The sequence below is a fragment of the Micromonospora sp. WMMD1102 genome (assembly GCF_029626265.1).
Lineage (GTDB): Bacteria > Actinomycetota > Actinomycetes > Mycobacteriales > Micromonosporaceae > Plantactinospora.
This window is the reverse complement of sequence record NZ_JARUBN010000001.1, coordinates 8,222,626-8,241,670: the sequence shown is the minus strand read 5'-3', so window position 1 is coordinate 8,241,670 and position 19,045 is coordinate 8,222,626. Positions and strand designations below refer to the sequence as shown.

The 19,045-nt window shown below is 72.0% G+C and carries 14 protein-coding genes; 8 read left to right on the top strand and 6 right to left on the bottom strand.

What is annotated here, in order from left to right; genetic code table 11:
* Nucleotides 1–16: 16 nt before the first annotated feature.
* From pstC to pstB, 3 genes are read left to right on the top strand one after another with little or no spacing between them, the layout of a single operon-like run.
* Nucleotides 17–1,180 carry a phosphate ABC transporter permease subunit PstC gene (pstC, locus tag O7626_RS37435; RefSeq protein ID WP_278065660.1) on the top strand — a complete coding sequence of 388 codons (1,164 nt, stop codon included), beginning with the start codon at nt 17–19 and terminating at the stop codon, nt 1,178–1,180.
* A complete protein-coding gene (gene pstA, locus O7626_RS37430; RefSeq protein ID WP_278065659.1) occupies nt 1,177–2,268 on the top strand; it encodes a phosphate ABC transporter permease PstA in 1,092 nt (363 codons plus the stop codon). The genes pstC and pstA overlap by 4 nt, the downstream gene beginning before the upstream one ends.
* A gap of 15 nt (nt 2,269–2,283) precedes the next feature.
* Nucleotides 2,284–3,060, top strand: a complete 777-nt coding sequence (pstB, locus tag O7626_RS37425; protein ID WP_278065658.1) for a phosphate ABC transporter ATP-binding protein PstB — start codon at nt 2,284–2,286, stop codon at nt 3,058–3,060.
* An 82-nt stretch (nt 3,061–3,142) separates the two neighbouring features.
* Here pstB and O7626_RS37420 read toward each other — a convergent pair whose 3' ends face one another.
* Together O7626_RS37420 and O7626_RS37415 are read right to left on the bottom strand one after the other, a co-directional pair.
* On the bottom strand, nt 3,143–3,976 hold the full coding sequence (locus O7626_RS37420) for an NUDIX hydrolase (RefSeq protein WP_278065657.1): 834 nt from the start codon (nt 3,974–3,976) through the stop codon (nt 3,143–3,145).
* Nucleotides 3,977–4,061: 85 nt separating this feature from the next.
* On the bottom strand, nt 4,062–5,057 hold the full coding sequence (locus O7626_RS37415; RefSeq protein WP_278065656.1) for a helix-turn-helix domain-containing protein: 996 nt from the start codon (nt 5,055–5,057) through the stop codon (nt 4,062–4,064).
* 224 nt (nt 5,058–5,281) lie between these two features.
* Between O7626_RS37415 and O7626_RS37410 the strand changes: the two genes are divergently transcribed.
* Together O7626_RS37410 and O7626_RS37405 are read left to right on the top strand one after the other, a co-directional pair.
* Complete coding sequence (locus O7626_RS37410; RefSeq protein ID WP_278065655.1) at nt 5,282–9,628, top strand: S8 family serine peptidase; 4,347 nt, start codon at nt 5,282–5,284, stop codon at nt 9,626–9,628.
* 176 nt (nt 9,629–9,804) lie between these two features.
* Entirely contained in the window at nt 9,805–10,644 is an 840-nt protein-coding gene (locus O7626_RS37405; RefSeq protein WP_278065654.1) for a hypothetical protein, read from the top strand.
* 208 nt (nt 10,645–10,852) lie between these two features.
* Here O7626_RS37405 and O7626_RS37400 read toward each other — a convergent pair whose 3' ends face one another.
* Nucleotides 10,853–11,506 (bottom strand): class I SAM-dependent methyltransferase, encoded by a 654-nt coding sequence (locus tag O7626_RS37400; protein ID WP_278065653.1) that lies wholly within the window; start codon nt 11,504–11,506, stop codon nt 10,853–10,855.
* A gap of 286 nt (nt 11,507–11,792) precedes the next feature.
* On the opposite strand from O7626_RS37400, the gene O7626_RS37395 reads away from it, so the two are divergent.
* The gene (locus O7626_RS37395; RefSeq protein ID WP_278065652.1) at nt 11,793–12,788 is read left to right on the top strand and encodes a Gfo/Idh/MocA family oxidoreductase; all 996 of its coding nucleotides are present in this window, start codon (nt 11,793–11,795) and stop codon (nt 12,786–12,788) included.
* 61 nt (nt 12,789–12,849) lie between these two features.
* Here the strand turns inward: O7626_RS37395 and O7626_RS37390 are convergent, their stop codons facing one another.
* Together O7626_RS37390 and O7626_RS37385 are read right to left on the bottom strand one after the other, a co-directional pair.
* Complete coding sequence (locus O7626_RS37390) at nt 12,850–13,851, bottom strand: inorganic phosphate transporter (RefSeq protein WP_278065651.1); 1,002 nt, start codon at nt 13,849–13,851, stop codon at nt 12,850–12,852.
* A gap of 6 nt (nt 13,852–13,857) precedes the next feature.
* A complete protein-coding gene (locus O7626_RS37385; protein ID WP_278065650.1) occupies nt 13,858–14,484 on the bottom strand; it encodes a DUF47 family protein in 627 nt (208 codons plus the stop codon).
* Nucleotides 14,485–14,848: 364 nt separating this feature from the next.
* Between O7626_RS37385 and sigJ the strand changes: the two genes are divergently transcribed.
* Nucleotides 14,849–15,820, top strand: coding sequence for an RNA polymerase sigma factor SigJ (sigJ, locus tag O7626_RS37380; protein WP_278065649.1), 972 nt, complete (start codon nt 14,849–14,851; stop codon nt 15,818–15,820).
* 75 nt (nt 15,821–15,895) lie between these two features.
* Here the strand turns inward: sigJ and O7626_RS37375 are convergent, their stop codons facing one another.
* Complete coding sequence (locus tag O7626_RS37375) at nt 15,896–16,399, bottom strand: DUF402 domain-containing protein (RefSeq protein WP_278065648.1); 504 nt, start codon at nt 16,397–16,399, stop codon at nt 15,896–15,898.
* Between the two features lie 317 nt (nt 16,400–16,716).
* Here O7626_RS37375 and O7626_RS37370 point away from each other — a divergent pair, with 317 nt between their 5' ends.
* A complete protein-coding gene (locus tag O7626_RS37370) occupies nt 16,717–18,975 on the top strand; it encodes an ATP-dependent DNA helicase (RefSeq protein WP_347404882.1) in 2,259 nt (752 codons plus the stop codon).
* Nucleotides 18,976–19,045: the final 70 nt, after the last annotated feature.

Genomic DNA, 19,045 nt, shown 5'->3' with positions numbered 1-19,045 from the left:
CGGAGCGAGCGAGCAGATGGGCGACACCCCAGACCGCTCGGCCAACGCCGGCACCGGCGGATCCCGAGTGACCATCGGTCACACCGGGTCCGCCGGTGCCGCGCTGTCGGTCGACGTACCCGTGACACCCGCGGACGGCGCTCCGGACGGAGCCGGCCGGCGCGACGACGGCAGCAACGGCTCGGGCCGCAGCGGCGGCACCGGCCCGGGTGGCGGCGGCCCCGCCCTCGGCGGCGGCGGCGCGCTGCCCCGCCGGCGGGCCTTCGGCGCCGAACGCCTCTTCGAGATCTTCACCCTGGCCGCCGGCACGATGGTGCTGGTCATCATCGTGGCGATCGCGATCTTCCTGGTCGCCAAGGCGGTACCGGCGCTGAACGCCAACACCGCCAACTTCCTCACCTTCGAGGGCTGGTTCCCCAACGAGGCGGAGCCGAGGTTCGGCATCGGCGCGCTGGCCTTCGGCACCGTACTCACCTCCGTGCTGGCGCTGCTGCTGGCCGTACCGGTGGCGCTGGGCATCGCGCTCTACCTGTCGCACTACGCGCCCCGCCGGGTCGGCACCGCACTCGGTTTCCTGGTGGACCTGCTGGCCGCCGTGCCGAGCGTGGTCTTCGGGCTCTGGGGCCGGGACTTCTTCTACGGCCCGGTGCAGGAGTTCTCGGTCTGGCTGAACAAGTACTTCGGCTGGATCCCGATCTTCGGCGGGGACGGGCCGTTCGGCCGGTCGATCCTGCTCGGCTCGCTGGTACTGGCCATCATGGTGCTACCGATCATCACCTCGCTCTCCCGCGAGGTGTTCCGGCAGACCCCGACCGCGAACGAGGAGGCCGCGCTCGCGCTCGGCGCCACCAAGTGGGAGATGATCCGCACGGCGGTGCTGCCGTACGGCCGGCCCGGAGTCATCGGCGCCACCATGCTCGGCCTGGGCCGCGCGCTCGGCGAGACCATCGCGCTGGCGATGACCCTCGGCATCGTCTCCAAGATCTCGTTCAACCTCATCGAGAACGGCGGGAACACCGTCGCGGCCAACATCGCCAACGCCTTCGGCGAGGCCAACGACGTCGGGCGGGGCGCCCTGATCGCCTCCGGCCTGGTGCTCTTCTCGATCACCCTGATCGTCAACATCACCGCGCGGGCAATCATCTACCGGCGCCGGGAGTTCACGGAGTCTGCCGCATGACGACGACACTTACCCCGGCACCCCCGGCGGCCGCGCCGGGGCAGAGCCCGCAACTGCGTACCCGGAAACTGCCCGTGGTGGCGAGCCTCGGCATCGCGGTGGCCGCCGTGGTGCTGGCCGCCGTCCTGGTGCACGGCACCGGGATCGGCGGCAACGCCCTGGTCGTCGCCCTGGCCGTCGTCTTCTACCTGGTCGGCCTCTTCGTCGCCAGCAACGCGGTGGAGGGGCGGCGGCAGGCACGCAACCGCACCTGGAGCGCACTGATCCACTCCGCCTTCGTACTCGCCCTGCTGCCGCTCGCCTCGGTCACCTGGACACTCGTCAGCAAGGGCCTGGAACGGCTGGACGGGGACTTCTTCGGCACCTCGATGAACAACATCGGGGCCCGGGACCCGGACGGCGGCGCCTACCACGCCATCGTCGGCACGCTGGAGCAGGTCGGCATCGCCACCCTGATCACCGTGCCGCTCGGCATCGCCTGCGCGATCTACATCGTCGAGTACGGCCGGGGCCGGTTCGCCTTCACCATCCGGTTCTTCGTGGATGTGATGACCGGCATCCCGTCGATCGTCGCCGGTCTCTTCGTACTGGCCTTCTGGATCCTGATCGTGTCGCCGTACTTCAACGACGGCCGCCCGGGCTACTCCGGCTTCGCCGCCTCGCTGGCGTCGAGCGTGCTGATGCTGCCGACGATCGTCCGGTCCACCGAGGAGATGCTCCGGCTGGTGCCGGCGCCGCTGCGGGAGGGTTCGTACGCGCTCGGCATCCCGAAGTGGAAGACGATCCTGCGGATCGTGCTCCCCACCGCGCTGCCCGGGATCGTCACCGGCGTGATGCTGGCCGTCGCGCGGGCCGCCGGGGAGACCGCACCGGTGCTGCTGGTGGCCGGCGGCGGCGCGGCGATCAACTTCAACCCGTTCGAGAACAACCAGTCCTCGCTGGCGCTCTTCGTCTACCAGCAGGCCGGGGACGCCTCCCGGTACGCACCGGCCCGCGCCTGGGCCGCCGCCCTCACCCTCGTCGCCCTCGTGCTGATCCTGACGATCGCGGCGAAACTGTTGGCCCGCCGCAACCGGTTCGGCCGCTGACCCGAAGGAATGATCATGGCCAAGCGAATCGACGCGACGAGCGTCACCGCGTACTACGGCTCGTTCAAGGCGATCGAGGAGATCAACCTCACCGTCGAGCCGAAGACCGTCACCGCGCTCATCGGACCCTCGGGCTGCGGCAAGTCGACCTTCCTGCGCACCATCAACCGGATGCACGAGGTGCTGCCCGCCGCCCGGGTCGAGGGCAGCCTCACCATCGACGACCAGAACATCTACGAGCGGGACGTGGACGTCACAGCCGTCCGCCGGATGATCGGGATGGTCTTCCAGCGGCCGAACCCGTTCCCGACCATGTCGATCTTCGACAACGTGGTCGCCGGGCTGCGGCTCAACGGGGTACGCCGCAAGTCGGTCCTGGCGGAGGCGGCGGAGCGGGCACTGCGCTCGGCGAACCTCTGGGACGAGGTCAAGGACCGGCTCGGCAAGCCCGGCGCGGGCCTGTCCGGCGGCCAGCAGCAGCGGCTCTGCATCGCCCGGACGATCGCGGTCGAGCCGCAGGTGGTGCTGATGGACGAGCCCTGCTCGGCCCTGGACCCGATCTCCACGCTGGCGATCGAGGACCTGATGTTCAAGCTGAAGGACCGCTACACGATCATCATCGTGACGCACAACATGCAGCAGGCGGCCCGGGTCTCGGACCGTACGGCCTTCTTCACGATCGAGCGGACCGGCGACCCCGGCCGGCTCATCGAGTACGACGACACCCAGAAGATCTTCAGCAACCCGAGCGTGAAGAAGACCGAGGACTACATCACCGGCCGCTTCGGCTAACGCACACTGAGGTGCGAGGAAGGGCCCGTTCTTATCGTTCGCTGTAGAGGAAGGGCCCTTCCTTGCACGCACCTTCCCCGGATCAGTCGAGGTGGATACGAGCGGTTGCGAGGTCTCCGGCCAACTCGATACGGGGCAAGATCGGCTCTGCCGGGTTCCGTCCGGCGGCGGCGGCCGGCACGGCGGCCAGGTCCGGGCAGGCGGCAATCTCCGCCAGTGTGATCATGGTGGGCGGCAGCATCGAAATCTCCCCCGCCTCCGTTCGGGCGAGCGCGTCCGCCGGCCGGATCCACGTGGTGTGGTCGGCCTCTCCGGAGACGTCCCGGGGCCGCTGCCCCGCCGGCAGCAGCGCGACGAAGAAGTACGTGTCGAAGCGGCGCGGCTCGACTTCCGGGGTGATCCACCGGCTCCATGCCAGCAGCAGGTCGGAGCGGAGGGTGAGCCGGCAATCCCGGAGCAGGTCGGCGAAGCCGGTGCGCCGGTTGACCAGCGCCTGCCGGGCCCGCTCCCACTCCTCGCCGCTGACGTCCCCGACCACCGCCTCCGGGTGCGGGCCGGCGAGCAGCACGCCCGCCTCCTCGAAGATTTCCCGGGCCGCCGCGCAGACGACCGCCTGGGCCGCCTCGGCGGCCAGGCCGAGCCGGTCGCCCCAACCGGCGGAATCCGGCCCACTCCAGTCGAGCCGGATCTCCGAGTCGCCCGGGTCGACGCTGCCGCCGGGGAAGGCGTACATGCCGCCGAAGGTCATGCCAACGGCGCGGCGGATCATGTACACCTCGAAGCCTGACCGGCGGGACGGGTCCGGCCGGAGCAGCAGTACGGTCGCGGCCGGCCGGGGCGGCGCCGGCGTCTCGCCTTCCGCGTAGAACCGGCGGGCGTGTGCGGCAATCGACTCCGGGGCGGCAAAGCTGGTCATGCAGCGAGGGTAGTTCGCCGGTCCGCGCAGCCGCGATCTCGCGTACCGCGAGGCGTCCGGACCAGCTTGCGAGCTGCCGGATCGGTCAGAGCCAGCCCCGGCGGGCGGCCCGCACGCCGGCCTGGAACCGGTTTTCAGCGCCGAGTTGGTCGAGCATCCGCCGCATCCGCCGCCGCATCGTCCGCAGAGACCAGCCGAGCTGTCGGGCGATCGCCTCGTCCTTCAGGCCGCTGACCAGCAACCGCAACAACGACTGGTCGTCCTCGGCCAGGTCGTCGAGCGCGTCGGTGTCGCCGCCCGGGAGTCCCCGCAGCGGCAGCGCCTGCTGCCAGTAGCTCTCGAACAGGTCGAGCAGTGCGGCCAACAGTGTCGACGAGTGCACGACGATGGCCCGTACGTTGGTCATGTCGAGCGTCAGCGGCAGCAGCGCGATCCGTCGATCCGCGATCGCGAGTTTGATCGGCAGGCCGGGGAGCACCCGGGCCTGCTCGCCCCGGGCGATGAGCTGGTCGATCTCGTTCAACGCGCCGGGTACCTCCAGCGCCTGCGGGGCGTAGACGGCGCGGTACCGGACGCCCCGGCTCAGCGTCACCGGTTCGATCGGATTCGACGCGGCAAGGGCGTACGGGGGTCGGTCGAGGGTCAGCATCTCCTCGCGAGCGTCCCGCTGCATTCGTACGAACCAGCCGCCGAGTGCAGCGCGTCCGATCAGTACCTCGATCATCTCGGCGGACCGGCTGTCGGACTGGGCGGCGGTGAACAGCTCGGCCAGTTCGCCGATCGTGTCGCGGGCCCGGTCCAACTCTGCCCGGCGGGCGTTGAGCAGCGACTCCAGCGCCGATCGGGGTTCGGTCGGGGCGTACCGACGGCGACGACCGGCGAGCCTGGTGACCAGGCCAGCCGCGCGGAGCCGGTCGAGCGCGGCCACCACCCGCTCGGCCCGCTGCCCGACCACCGCGGCCACCTCGGCCGGGGTGGTCGCCGGCCGGCCGAGCACCGCTCGGTAGACCGCCTCGTCGGACGCGTTGAGGCCGGCGCCGGCCAGCGCCACCTCGGCCGCCGGCACCTGCGCGGCTGGCATCTCTGCGGCTGGCATTCCGACCACTGGCGAGCCAGGCGCGGACGGATCAGCCAGGGACAGTTCGTCGAACGGGCGCGTCTCGGGCCGGGTGGATCCTGGCTCAAGCATGCGATCAAGGGTGGCCCAAGGGTGCCGTCGACCGCAATAGGCCAGGCAAGATCATAGCGTTCGCCCTGGTCGTACCGCTAGGACAGATAGCACCGGGTGTGGAAGCAGGAGGAACGATGCGACGAGAGCTGCGGTGGACGACGGGACACCGGGGTGCTGGAGTACGGTGGATGGCCGCCGGGCTCGGCGTACTTCTGGTGGTGACCGGTCCGGTGGTGCCGGCCGATCCGGCGCGGGCCGCCGACGAACCGTTGCGCCGGGTCATCGTCGAGCTGACCGGCCCGGCGGCGATCACGGCCGTGCCAGCGGCCGCTGGCGCCACCGCGTTGACCTTGGACGCCGCAACGGCACAGCGGCTCGCCGCCGCCCGGCAGACCCTGAGCGGCCAGCATCGGACGCTGCTGGACCGCGCGGACCAGGCCGGGATCACGGTACGGGAGCACCGCTCGACGACCTTGCTCACGAACGCCATCGCGATGCGGGTGTCGGAGTCGCAGCTCGCCCGGTTGCGCGGCCTGCCCGGTGTGGCGGCGGTGCACCAGGACCGCCCGGTGCGGGCGCACGTAGAACACAGCGTGCCGCTGGTCGGCGCACCGCAGGTGTGGGATCGCAGCGACGCCGACGGCCGGGCGGTACGTGGGCACGGGACCACCGTCGCCATCCTCGACACCGGTGTCGACTACACCAACCCCAGCCTTGGCGGCGGCTTCGGCCCTGGCCGACGGGTGGTCGGCGGGTACGACTTCGCCAACGGCGACGCCGACCCGATGGACGACAACGGGCACGGCACCCACGTGGCCGGGATCGTGGCCGGCAACGGCGCGGTGACAGGGGTGGCGCCGGAGGCGGAGCTGACCGCCTACAAGGTGCTGGACGGCGACGGCGCCGGGTACGACTCCTGGATCCTCGCCGGGATCGAGGCGGCGGTCGATCCGGCCAACCCGCACCGAGCCGACGTGATCAACATGAGCCTCGGCGCCCCCGGCGACGGTACGGACCTGATCGGCCGGGCCGCCACCGCCGCCACCGAGGCCGGCGTCGTGGTGGTCGCCTCGGCCGGCAACTCCGGGCCGGCCGCGCAGACCATCGGATCGCCGGCCGCCGCCGACGGGGTCATCTCGGTCGGCGCCTCGGTGAGCGGCCTCCGGCTCCCGACAGCCCGTCTGGAGGAGCCGGTACAGGCACCGCTGCAGACCTACCGGGCCGGTGTCTCGGCCGGGCCGCCGGCACAGCCGCTGCGCGGCGAGGTGGTGGACGTCGGCATGGGCGGCAAGGAGGAACTCGACCGGGCCGGCGACCTGCGGGGCAAGATCGTCATGATGATCGCCGACCCGCCGGAAACTCCTGAGTGGACCTCGCCCTCGTTCATCGAGCAGGCGCGGGAGCTGGAACGCCGCGGCGTACTGGCCGCGCTGACCTACCCCAGAGGCGGCGCTGGGCCGATGAGCTGGGACGCCACCACCGGAACGGCCACCGGCACCGTCGGCGGCGACGCGGCCGGCGAGGTCCTCGCCCGGCCCGGCACGCAGGACTCCGGCGACAGCTTCCGGTTGGAGAAGCTGGTCGTGCTGGGAATGGACCCGAACCAGCGCGACGAACTGACCCGCCACCTGGCCGCCGGGCCCGTACGGGTCTCCATCAGCGGTACGGACGCGACCGACCGGCTGGCCAGCTTCAGCTCGCGGGGACCGAGCGACCGGTTCACGCTCGAGCCGGACCTGACCGCCCCCGGCGTGGAGATCCGGTCGACCTGGCCGACGCGGCAGTGGGCGCCCGGCGAATTCCGGCTCAGCGGCACCAGCATGGCTGGCCCGCACGTCGCGGGAGCCGCCGCGCTGCTACGCCAGGCCCGGCCGACCCTGTCGGTGCCGGACCTCCGGTCGGCGCTGGTCGGCTCGGCCAAACCGCTGGCCGACCTCGGCCCGACCGAGCAGGGCGCCGGCCGGCTCGACGTCGCCGCCGCGGTCGTCACCGAGGTGGTCGCCGAGCCGGCGACGCTGAGCCTGGGACTGGCCGACATGTCCGGCACGGGAACCAGGGCCAGCGGGACGGTCCGGGTCCGCAACCTGGGCGACAAGCCCGCCGCCGTACGCTTCGGTGCGACCCGGGCCGGCGGCTCGATCGGCACCGTCGAGGTCACCCCGGACCGGGCGACCATCCCGGCCGGCGGCGCGGTGACCGTCACGGTACGGGTAGTGGCCGGCAGCGTGGACCTGGCCCGGGACAGCGAGCTGTCCGGCTGGCTCACCGCCGACCTGCCGGGCGACGCCGACCTGCGGGTGCCGTACCTGCTGGCGGTCCGGCCACTGATCGTGCACAGCACTCCGGACCCCTCCGACGGCCGTACCGAGGCGTTCGTCTTCAGCCCGGCGCCCCTGCGCGGGGAGCCGACGGTCCGGGTGGTGCCCCGCCGGGGCAAGCCGTTCGAGGTGGTCGCCCGGCACGACCACGACTCCTGGTACAGGGCCGAGATCGAGGTGGAGAAGGACGGCGTCTACCGGGTCGAGGCGCGAGCCGCGACAGCCACCGGACAACGCCTGATCGGGGCCGACGCCTTCGAGGTCGTCCCGCCAGAGAACCGGACGGGCGGGGACCGCTGGGAGATGGCCGGCCCGAACTCGAGCGCCTGGCAGCTGACCACCATTCCGAACGCGCCCCAGCGGGGCATCCTGACGACGTCCGCCTCGGCGGCACTGTGGCTGACCGACAACCGGGGCGAGAGCTGGCAAAGGGTGGACCGGCTGCCGGTGGCCAGGGGCGGGCGGGCCTCGGTGGTCGTCGACCCCCGCGACGACCAGCGGATCTGGTACGCCGTCAACGGCCGGTCCGGCGGCGCGCTGAACCACCTGTTCGACCCGACGTACCAAGGCAAGATCCTGTTCACCGAGAACAGGGGGAGAACCTGGACCACACTGGACTTCCCGGACACGCACATCTACCACCTGCTGAGCACCACGGACGGCCGGGCCCTGATCGCGGTGACCGCGGACGGGTTCCACCTCAGCCACGACCGGGGACGCACCTGGACGGCGTACCCGCAGGACTGGGACGATGCCCTGGTCTCGGCCGCGATCAGCGGAAACACCCTGGTGGTAGCCACTCTCCGGACGGTCTTCGCGGTTCCCGGGATGACCGGTGGACCACAGCCGGCCCGCCGGGTGCACGAGTCGGGGACCGACCAGGTCCGCGGGCTCGACGCGAACGACGACCGGACGATCGCGGTACGCAGCGACCGTACCGTCTGGGGCGCCACCGACCCGGCGGGCCAGTGGCAGCAGCTCGGCATCCTGCCCGGCTCAGGGGCCGGCACGCTCGAACTCCTCGACGGCGACACGTACGCCGGCGGCTTCGCCGAGGACTACGTCAGCCGGGACGGCGGGCGTACCTGGACCATCCAGGCGAAACCGGTCCGGGGACCGATGGACAGCGACTTCGACCGCTGGCCCGGCCAGCCCGGCACCGTGCTGGTCTCCGCTGAGCGGGGTGGGCTGTTCCGCACCGCGGACGGCGGCGCCAGCTACACCCGGCTCGGCGTGCCAGGGCTGACCGCATACGACCTGGTCGTCGGCCAGGGCGCGGACGGCGCACCGGCGCTCGTCGTCTCGACAGACTCGGACAGCTACCGCCGCCCCCTGCCGACCGGGCAGCTCCGGCCGACGGACACCGAGTGGGGAACCGCGGAGGAGGGCCGGCTGACCGGCACGGAGAGCCTGCTCGCCGGGGCGGCCCGGGATCCCCGGGTGATGTGGAAGTCCCTGGCCTATCCGTTCAGCGCCGAGGATGAGCTTCAGCGCAGCACCGACGGTGGCGCCACCTGGACCGCGAACCGGCGCGTCTGGGGTCGGGTGACGAGCCTGCACGTCCACCCGGCCGACACCAACCGGGTGGTCGCGGGCATCTTCGACGCCGGGTACGGCTTCGGCCTGGCCGTCACCCGGGACGGTGGCACGACCTGGAAGAACCTGTACCACGACCACACCTTCACCGCGGTGGCCGGTGACCCGGCCAGACCGGACCGGCTGTGGCTGGGTACCGCCGACGGGCTGTACCGGTCGGATGACCTAGGTCAGACGATCACGAAGGTCGGCGGCGCCGTCGACGCGGTGTACGTCGGCGCCGACGGCCGAGTCGTGGCGGGCGGCGAGCAGATCCGGGTCAGCGACAACGGCGGGCGTACGTTCGCGGTGGCCGACACCGGCGGGCTGCCGATGCGGGTCAGCGACATCGTCGCCGTGCCCGGGAAGCCCCGCACGCTCTATGCCGGGACCGACGCCCACGTCGCCTACGGCCTGCCCCGCAACGGCCGGGGCGTGCTGCGCAGCACCGACGGCGGACGGACCTGGCAGAACATCTCGGGCGGGCTACAGGCCGCCTCGGTGACCAGCCTGGCGGTAAGCCCGGACGGCCGTTGGCTGTTCGCGGGAACGGTGGACGCCGGAGCGCACAGGTTACGGATCCGCTGACCGGGCGGCGCCACCGGTTCGAGGCGGCGGCGAGGATAAGGCCGGGTCGGCCGGTCCCGCCCGTGATGACTCAGCACCACGGGCGGGACCGGCTTTCGGTCGGATGGCAGGGCGGAGAGGCCCGGCCGGGCTTGCGGCGTGGCCCGGCGCGGCAATCGATAAGGATTTATGACAGCATGTGCGATGATCGGATGGTGGACGAATACCTCGTTGACGCCGGCCTGCACCTGTTCGACTGTCGGAAGTTCCGCGAGCGGGTGGTCCCAGCCTTCCGCCAGTTGCACGGCGACGACGAGGCCGAGCCGTGGCTGGCGCAGGTGTGGCGGCCGGCCAGCACCATGTCGGCTCCCGTCCCCCGCTTCACCCCGCACCTGCGCCGCGTCACCGCGGCCCTGATGGCCGCTCCGGACCTGACCGGGTGGTGGCCGTCCGAGCTGGCCGTACCAGATCCACCACGGCCGAAGCGGCGAGTCCGAACACCGCCCGGGGACGGTCGGGCACCAGTCCCCGCGGCCGAGCCGGAGCCGGTCGAGGGCAGGCCAGAATGGGAAGACCTGTGCAGCCTGATGCTGGCGGTGCTGGAGCAGACCTGCCTTGGCGAAGGCGTCGCGGTCGCCGGCCACAGCCTGCTCGACTGGTGTGTGGACTCGCCGGAAGCCATGCTCCCGTACGACATCGAGGTCAGACAGCTGATGGAGTGGCTGGAGGAACGGTCGATGGCCTGGACCGCCGGAGACGAGGAGCAACCGGTCGGCGTCCGCGGGTGGCTCGACGCCGACGAATCGTGGCTGCTGGCCGACGCCCTGAGCTGCCACCAGCCGATCTACCAGGCGGCCACGATCGCCGAGATCGAGGCCGCCCGGCGCGTGCCGGGGGCGACCTGCTCCGACGGCAACAGCCACCCGTGGCAGCTCGCCGCGATCCACTCCATCGCGGCGATCGCGGCCGAACAGGGTCAAGGCATCGCCTTCGGCTGGAATCTGGAACCCGGATACCCGCCCTCATCCGCCGGCTGATCGCGCAGTCCGGTGCCAGAGGCCGCCGGCTTGGCCCCGCTCGCGACACCAGTACCAAGACCCGGCCGACCCATTACACTGGCGCAGGACCTCCCATGGCGGTCGTGCCTGCGCGTGTGACGCACGGGCCGGCCGGGTCATCGGTCGGCAGGCCCCGCCTTGTCGTCGACCGTCACTGCGACCCACACTGCGGACGCGTGTCAGGGCACTACAACATCCCGGGCTTGCGTGCCAGGAGAAAGGCCTGCTGGACCTTCTCGCGCGGCTCCGGCCCGCGGAGCAGCCGGGTGTGTTCGACCAGGCCGGCCTGCAGCAACAGCTCGGCGACATGATCAGGTGTCAACCGGTAGGCGTCGAGCGACACACTGTGGCCGTACCCCGGCTCGATGTGCAGACGCTCGTTGCCAGCTTGGAACGCGATCAGCGCATGGCCGCCTGGAGTCAGCACCCGGTGAAACTCGGCGAACACCACCGGCAACAGCTCTGGTGGTGTGTGGATGATCGAGTACCAGGCGACGATGCCGCCGACAGAACCCTCCTTCAGGTCCAATTCGGTCATGGACCCGTCGTCGAACCGCAGATCCGGGTACGTCCGGCGAGCCTCCGCCACCATCGCCGGCGACAGGTCGATGCCGAAAGCGGTTAAACCAAGAGAGCGCAGGTGTGCCGTGATACGGCCCGGGCCGCAACCGATGTCGGCGACCGAGCCGGCGCCAACGGACCGCACAAGGTCCGCGAACGCCGCAAGCATCGCAAGGTCCAGCGGCGTTTCCGGAGGTTCCGTACTCAGGAGGTTGGCATAGTCAACGGCGACGGTGTCGTAGGCGGCACGGGTGGCGCTCAAGTAGGACGGCTCGGTCACTTCGAGGATCGTAGCCGCTGCGTGTGCCCGGCTGCCGACAGCGACTTCAGCGATCAGCCGGTGAACCAGATCTGGTTCTCGTAGCTGTTGGTGCTGCCACCGGTATCTCACGGAGTACGTGGCGCTCATGCAGTCGCCGATGGCGCTTGTCGGCTCTCCTCGGCGTTCGTAGACTCCCCACTAGATCGACAAGGCGACGCGGCGCGGGCGACACGCACGCCGCAGACGCCATCACGACAGCCAATCTGGCGACCCAGGGCAGCCCGGGACAGATTGAAGGGGTGCCATGGCTCAGCGATACAGCCCTGGGAGAACGACACGTTGGGGCATCCTGGCCACCGGCTACATCGCCGCCACCTTCGTCGAGGACCTCCGGCTGCTGCCGGACGCGGAGGTCGTCGCCGTCGGCTCCCGCACGCTGGAGACCGCCCGCGCCTTCGCCGACCGCCACCAGATCCCCCGGGCGTACGGGTCGTGGCAGGAGTTCGCCGCCGACGACGACCTCGACGTGGTGTACGTCGCCACCCCGCACGCGGCGCACTTCGACGCCGCCAGCGCCTGCCTGGACGCCGGCCGGGCGGTACTCGTCGAGAAGCCGATCACCCTGGACCGGCCCGCCGCGCAGCGCCTCGTCGACGCGGCCACCGCCAAGGGGCGCTTCCTGATGGAGGCGATGTGGATGCGGTGCAATCCGGCCGTACTCCGGATCCTGGAACTGATCGCCGACGGGGCGATCGGCGAGGTGACCGGCGTGCAGGCGGACTTCGGGGTCGGCGGGCCGTTCCCGCCGGAGCACCGGATGCGGGCCCGCGCGCTCGGCGGTGGTGCGCTGCTGGACCTCGGGGTCTATCCGATCAGCCTGGCGCACCTGCTGCTCGGCGTGCCGGACCAGGTCCGCTCCTGGGCGAAGATCAGCCCGGAGGGGGTGGACGAGAACACCGGGGTCATCCTCGGCTACGACTCCGGCGCGGTCGCCACGCTGAGCTGCGGCATGATCGGCGCGACCCGGGTGGCGGCGACGGTCACCGGGCGGACCGGCCGGATCGAGCTGGCCCCGCCGTTCTACCGGCCGGGCCAGGTCACCCTGCTGCGCGACGGCGCCGACCCGGAACTGCTGCCGGTCGAGCTGGCCGGCTCGGGCTACCAGCACGAGGCGGCCGAGGTGCAGCGCTGCCTCGCCGCCGGGCTGCTGGAGAGCCCGCTGGTGCCGCACGCCGCGACCCTCGAGGTGATGGCCCTGCTCGACGACATCCGCGAACAGCTCGGCGTCACGTATCCGTGAAAGGAAGGGCCCCCGCTTATCGTTTTCTGTTGTAGCGGGGGCCCTTCCTTACACCTTCTGCCTAGAAGAGGGGGTTGACGAGGAAGTACATCAGGGCGCCGATCGAGCCGGCGGCCGGGAAGGTGAGCACCCAGGCGCCGACGATGTTGCCGGCGACGCCCCAGCGGACGGCGGAGAGCCGCTTGGTCGCCCCGACGCCCATGATCGCCGAGGTGATGGTGTGCGTGGTGGAGATCGGTGCGCCCAGCACCAGGGCGTTGAAGTAGAGCACGCCGCTGGCGACGGTCTCGGCGGCGAAGCCCTCCGGCGGACGCAGGTCGATGATCTTCCGACCGAGGGTACGGATGATCCGCCAGCCGCCCGCGTAGGTGCCGAGCGCCAACACCGTCGCCGAGGTCCAGAACGCCCACTCCGGGATGTGCTCGGCACTGTCCTGGTAGCCGCCGACGAAGAGGGCGAGCACCACGATGCCGATCGTCTTGGCGGCGTCCTGCATGCCGTGCCCGATCGACATCGCCGCCGCCGAGGCGGTCTGCGCCCACCGGAAGCCCCGGTTCAGCTTGCCCGGCTGCCCGTTCCGGAAGATCCACTGCACGGCGACCATCACCAGGTAGCCGAGGAGGAAGCCGACCAGCGGGGAGAGGATCATCGGCAGTACGACGTCCTCGCCGATGCCCTTCCAGAGCACCGTGCCGGAGGCGGCCAGTGTCGAACCGACCAGCCCGCCGATCAGCGCGTGCGAGGAGGACGACGGCAGGCCGAAATACCAGGTGACGAGATTCCAGGTGATCGCACCGATCACTCCGGCGAAGACGATGCCCAGGCTGGAGACGCCGGTCGGCAGGTCGACCAGACCGGAGCCGACCGTCTTGGCCACGTCCGCGCCGAAGTGCGCCCCGATGAAGTTGCCGATCGCCGCCATGGCGAGCGCGACCCGGGGAGTCAGCGCCCGGGTGGAGATGCTGGTGGCGATCGCGTTCGCGGCGTCGTGGAACCCGTTTGTGTAGTCGAAGAGCAGCGCGACGGCGATCACCGCCAGTACGGCGATGAGTTCAGGAGACACGGCGGGTCAGCTTTCCTTCACCGCGATGGTCTCGACCGTGTTGGCCACGTGCTCGAAGGCGTCACAGGCCGCCTCCAGCTCGTCGGCGACCTCCTTCATCTTCAGCACCGTCAACGCGTCGTACTCGCCGGAGAAGAGCCGGACCAGCAGCATCCGGTACGCCTGGTCGCCGTCGTTCTCCAGCCGGTTGCACTCGATCCAGTAGTCCTCCAGGTCCTTCATCGCCCGCAGCCGGGGCATCGCCTCGGCGGTGAGCTTGGCCTGCTGGTCGAGGACGTTCACCAGTTCGTGCATCTCCCGGGGCAGCGACGGCAGCTTGGTCAGCCCGTAGAGGTAGAGCAGGTTGCCGACCGCCTCCAGGTGGTCCATCACGTCGTCGAGCAGCGAGCCGAGCCGGTAGATGTCCTCCCGGTCGAACGGCGTGACGAAGGTAGAGTTGATCTTCTTGTACAGGTCGTGGGTGATCTGGTCGCTGTCGTGTTCGACCTCGGTGAGCCGCTCGCTCACCGACTGCACGTCGACTCCGGGCAGGGCCAGCTCGTTCAGCAGCTCGGTACCGCGTACCAGATTCTGAGCGGCTCTGCTGAACAACTCGTAGAAGGCGCCCTCGGAAGGGCGGAGGGAAAACTTCACGGCTCGGGTACCTCGTTGCGGTCGGCGGACGGGTGGCGGCGGGCCGCAGGAGGCTGCCCCTGGGGAATGCTAGGAAACCTCGGATCGGGATTCTCGCCCGCCCACCCCTGGTCGAGGGCGGTTCACCTGTCATTCACCCAACGTTCACCTAATTCCCCGACACGAGGGCACGAACCCCGGCGAACCGGCCCGAACGACAGGGGTGTGAGATTCGCCGCCCCGGCAACCGCCCGGCCACGCCGTCGGCGCCCAGTTCCACCCTTACCTCCCGGTCCGGGCACGAACTCGGCGGACACCCGCCTGCGGCCGCCCCCGCGCCGGAGCTAACCTCGCGACAGGGGACGTACGGCGGCAGGAGGCGGCGGTGCGGGATCTGGCCAGCGAGTTCGAGGCCGAACGGGAACATCTGACCATGGTCGCGTACCGGATGCTCGGCAGCCGGGCGGAGGCCGAGGACGCCGTACAGGAGACCTGGCTGCGGTACGCCGCCGCCCTGGCCACCCCGCAGGCCCGCGCCGAGGTACGCGACCTGCGCGGCTGGCTCACCACCGCCACCGCCCGGCTCTGCCTCGACGTGCTCCGCTCCGCCCGGGTACGCCGGGAGGCGTACCCGGGCGAGTGGCTGCCGGAGCCGATCGTGAGCCGGCTGCCCGGCCCGGCCGCCGACGGGACGCACGGGTTCGCCCCCGACCCGGCCGAGCGGGCCGCGCACACCGAACAGGTCGGCATCGCCCTGCTGACCGTGCTGGAACGCCTCAGCCCGGAGCAGCGGGTCGCGTTCGTACTGCACGACGTCTTCGCCGTGCCGTTCGCCGAGATCGCCACGGTGCTGGCCACCACCCCGGCCGCCGCCCGGCAGCTCGCCTCCCGGGCCCGGCGCGCGGTCACCGCCGACGGCCCCCGCCAGCCCGCCGACCCGGCCGAACACCAGCGGCTGGTCAGCGCCTTCCTCCGGGCCGTCGAGTCCGGCGAACCCGAGCGGCTGCTCGAGATACTCGCCCCGGAGGTGGTCTTCGTCGGCGACGGCGGCGGTCTCTTCCCGACCACCCGGCAGCCGGTGGTCGGCGCGGCCAAGGTCGCCCGGTTCGCGCTCGGGGTGATCCGCCGGGCCGCCTGGGAGACCGAGAACCTGCGGATGCGACCGGTACTCGTCAACGGCGCGCTCGGCCTCCAGATCGAGGGGGACTACCGGCCCGGCCAGCCGCTGCACGGCGTGATGTGGTTCGCCACCGCCGGGGGCCGGATCACCGCGGTCTACCACCAGCTGAACCCGGAGAAGCTGACCCGGGTGCCCCGGATCGCCCACGACGAGCACCGCTGGCTGCCTCAGGCATAGCATCCGCCAGGCGTCCGCGCCGCTGCCCCGGCCGTCCGCGCGGGTGGGGCTGGGTGGGGCTGGGCGGTGTCGGGATCAGACCACCAGGGCGAGCCACTTGCGGTACGCGGTCGCGAACGGCTCGGTGCCGTCGCCGAGCGCCCCGAGCAGCCACTCCGCCGCCGCCCTGGCCTGCGCCACCGTCTCGTCGGAATAACCGAACCGGACCCGGTGCTCGGCGAACTCGTCCTCGTCGCGCAACTCCACCAGCCCGGTGCCGCGCCGACGCACCACGTCGAGGTCGAGGTCGACCAGGTGGACGGTGTCCCCCTCCCAGCGGGCCGGGCTGGCGATGTCGCAGTAGACCTCGCTGGTCCGGGGCGGCGGGTTGAACATCGCACTCCACCAGGCGTCGTGCGGCACCAGCAGCACGAACGGGATCTGCTCCACCGAGGGCCGGCCGTGGTAGACCGACTCCGTCCCGGCGGTCACGCCGAGCCACACGCCGAGGTCGTCCTCGGCGAGCCTGCGGGCGGGGTAGTCCCGGTGTGCGGCGCCGTCGTACTTCCGGTAGACGACTCGGACCACATCGCTCGACATGCCCGCACCCTAACCGATGTAACCCAATACACGCCGTGCGCGAAGCGTCCGGTAGGCGTCGAAATCCACAACCCCTCCGGCTGCCCGGGAGGCAGGCGGGCACCCCTGGTCCGAGGGACCGGTCCGGGCCGTCGGGACCCGCCGGGCCGAGGGAGCGTGGCGGCGTCGGGCTCGACGGGTACGGTCGCACAGTGACCGTGCCCGCCACCGACTCCAGCGCCCCCACCCTGATCGGTTCCGAGGCGGAGGACTCCGGTCGGCCGCCCGCACCCCGGTCCCGCCGACGGCGTCGGGGCGACCGCCCCAGCGGGACGGAACTGCTCGCCGCGGCGGTCGGCGCCGTGCCCGGCGGAAAGGCGCGGCCGGGCCAGCAGCAGATGGCCACCGCGATCGAGGAGAGCATCCGCTCCGGCGAGCACCTGCTGGTGCAGGCCGGCACCGGCACCGGCAAGTCCCTTGCCTACCTCGCCCCGGCGCTGACCGTCGACGGCCCGGTGGTGGTCTCCACGGCCACCCTCGCGCTCCAGTCGCAGCTCGTCGAGCACGACCTGCCCCGGCTCGCCGACGCGGTCACCCCGGTACTCGGCCAGCGGCCGACCTTCGCGGTGCTCAAGGGCCGGCACCACTACCTCTGCCTGGCCCGGCTGGAGAACTCCACAGAGGACGAGCCGGAGGACGCGCTCTTCGACGCACCCGGCCGTGGCGGCGGTGCCGGTGGCAGTGGCGGTGGCGGTGGCGGTGGCGTCAAGTGGCTCGGTGAGGCTGGGCGGCTCGGCAAGCAGATCGAGCGGATCCGGGACTGGGCGATGGAGACCGAGACCGGTGACCGCGACGAACTCGACCCCGGCGTCGACGACCAGGCGTGGCGGCTGGTCTCGATGCCGGCCCGGGAGTGTGTCGGCGCGGGCCGCTGCCCCTACGGCGCCGAGTGTTTCGCCGAGGCGTCGCGGGCCCGGGCCCGCGAGGCGGACGTGGTGGTGACCAACCACAGCCTGCTCGCCGTCGACATGCTCGCCGGCCGGCACATCGTGCCGCCGCACAGGTTGCTGGTGATCGACGAGGCGCACGAGCTGGCCGACCGGGTCTCCTCGGCGGCCCAGGCGGAGCTGATCCCGGAGCTGATCGACCGGGCCGCCCGGCGCAGCCGGCCGCTGCTCACCCCGGAGCTGGCCGAGTCACTGGTCGCGGCCGGCGACGCGCTCGCGGTCGGGCTCGCCGAGGCGCCGGGCGGGCGGATCACCGGCGAGTTGCCGGGGCCGCTGCGCGAGGCGTGCACGCTGCTGGACGCGGCGACCCGGGGTGCGCTGGAGAAGATCGGCGACGTCAAGGCCGACGATCCCGACCCGGTGCGCAAGCAGCAGACCAAGGCGGTGCTCGACGACCTGTCGAAGACCGCCCAGCGGCTGCTGGAGGAGGCCGAGCACGACGTGGCCTGGGTGGAGAAGCCGGACGGTGGTGGCGCCGGCCGGCGGGCTCTGGTCGTCGCCCCGCTCTCCGTGGCCGGCACCCTCTCCACACACCTCTACGAGGACCGCACCGTGGTCGCCACCTCGGCCACGCTCGCCCTCGGCGGCAGGTTCGACACCGTGGCCCGGGCTCTCGGGCTGGCCGCCCCGACCGAGCCGGCGGCCGACCCGACCCGGCCACACCCCAGGGCGGCGGCACTGCGCTCCGGACGCCCGGATCCGGCCCGACCCGGCACGCCGACGGGCCCCAGCGAGGCGCCCCGGAGGCAGGCGGACCAGACGCAGGCCGGCGGGACGCAGGCTGACCGCGCGCAGGCGGGCGGCACGCAGGCGGGCGGCACGCAGGCCGACCGGACGCAGGCGGACGGGGCGAAGCCGGACCGGACGCAGGCGGGTGGGACGAGGTCGGACAGCGCGGCGGACAGCGCGGCGGCGGACGCCGGGTGGCGCTCGCTCGACGTCGGCTCACCGTTCGACTATCCGCGCCAGGGCATCCTCTACGTCGCCGCGCACCTGCCCAGGCCGGCTGCCTCGGGCCTGCCGGCGGCGGCCGGTGAGGAACTGCTCGGCCTGGTCGGCGCCCTCGGTGGCCGTACCCTCGGGCTCTTCTCGTCCCGCCGGGCGGCGTTGCAGGCCGCCGAGCTGCTCCGGGCGCGTACCGACCTGCCGATCCTGCTCCAGGGCGAGGAGGCGCTGCCACTGCTGGTCCGGCGGTTCCGCGAGGAGCGGGCGAGCTGCCTCTTCGGCGTGATGTCGCTGTGGCAGGGCGTGGACGTGCCTGGCGACGCCTGCCAGCTCGTGGTGATCGACCGGCTGCCGTTCCCCCGCCCCGACGAGCCGCTGGCGGCGGCCCGGGCGGCGGCGGTGGACGCCTCCGGCGGTTCCGGGTTCGCCTCGGTGAGCGTGCCGATCGCCGCCGTACGCCTGGCCCAGGGGGTCGGCCGGCTGATCCGGTCCACCGGGGACAAGGGCGTGGTGGCGGTACTCGACTCGCGGCTGGAGACCGCCCGGGGGTACGGCGCCTTCCTGCGCAGGACGCTGCCGCCGTTCTGGTACACCACCCGGCCGGACGTCGCCCGGGGCGCCCTGGAGCGCCTCGGCAAATCCTGACCGGTCCTGCCCCGACGGCTGGTCCTGCCAGGTCCTGCCCCGGCTCGTCCGGTGGCGCGGCGCCATCTCG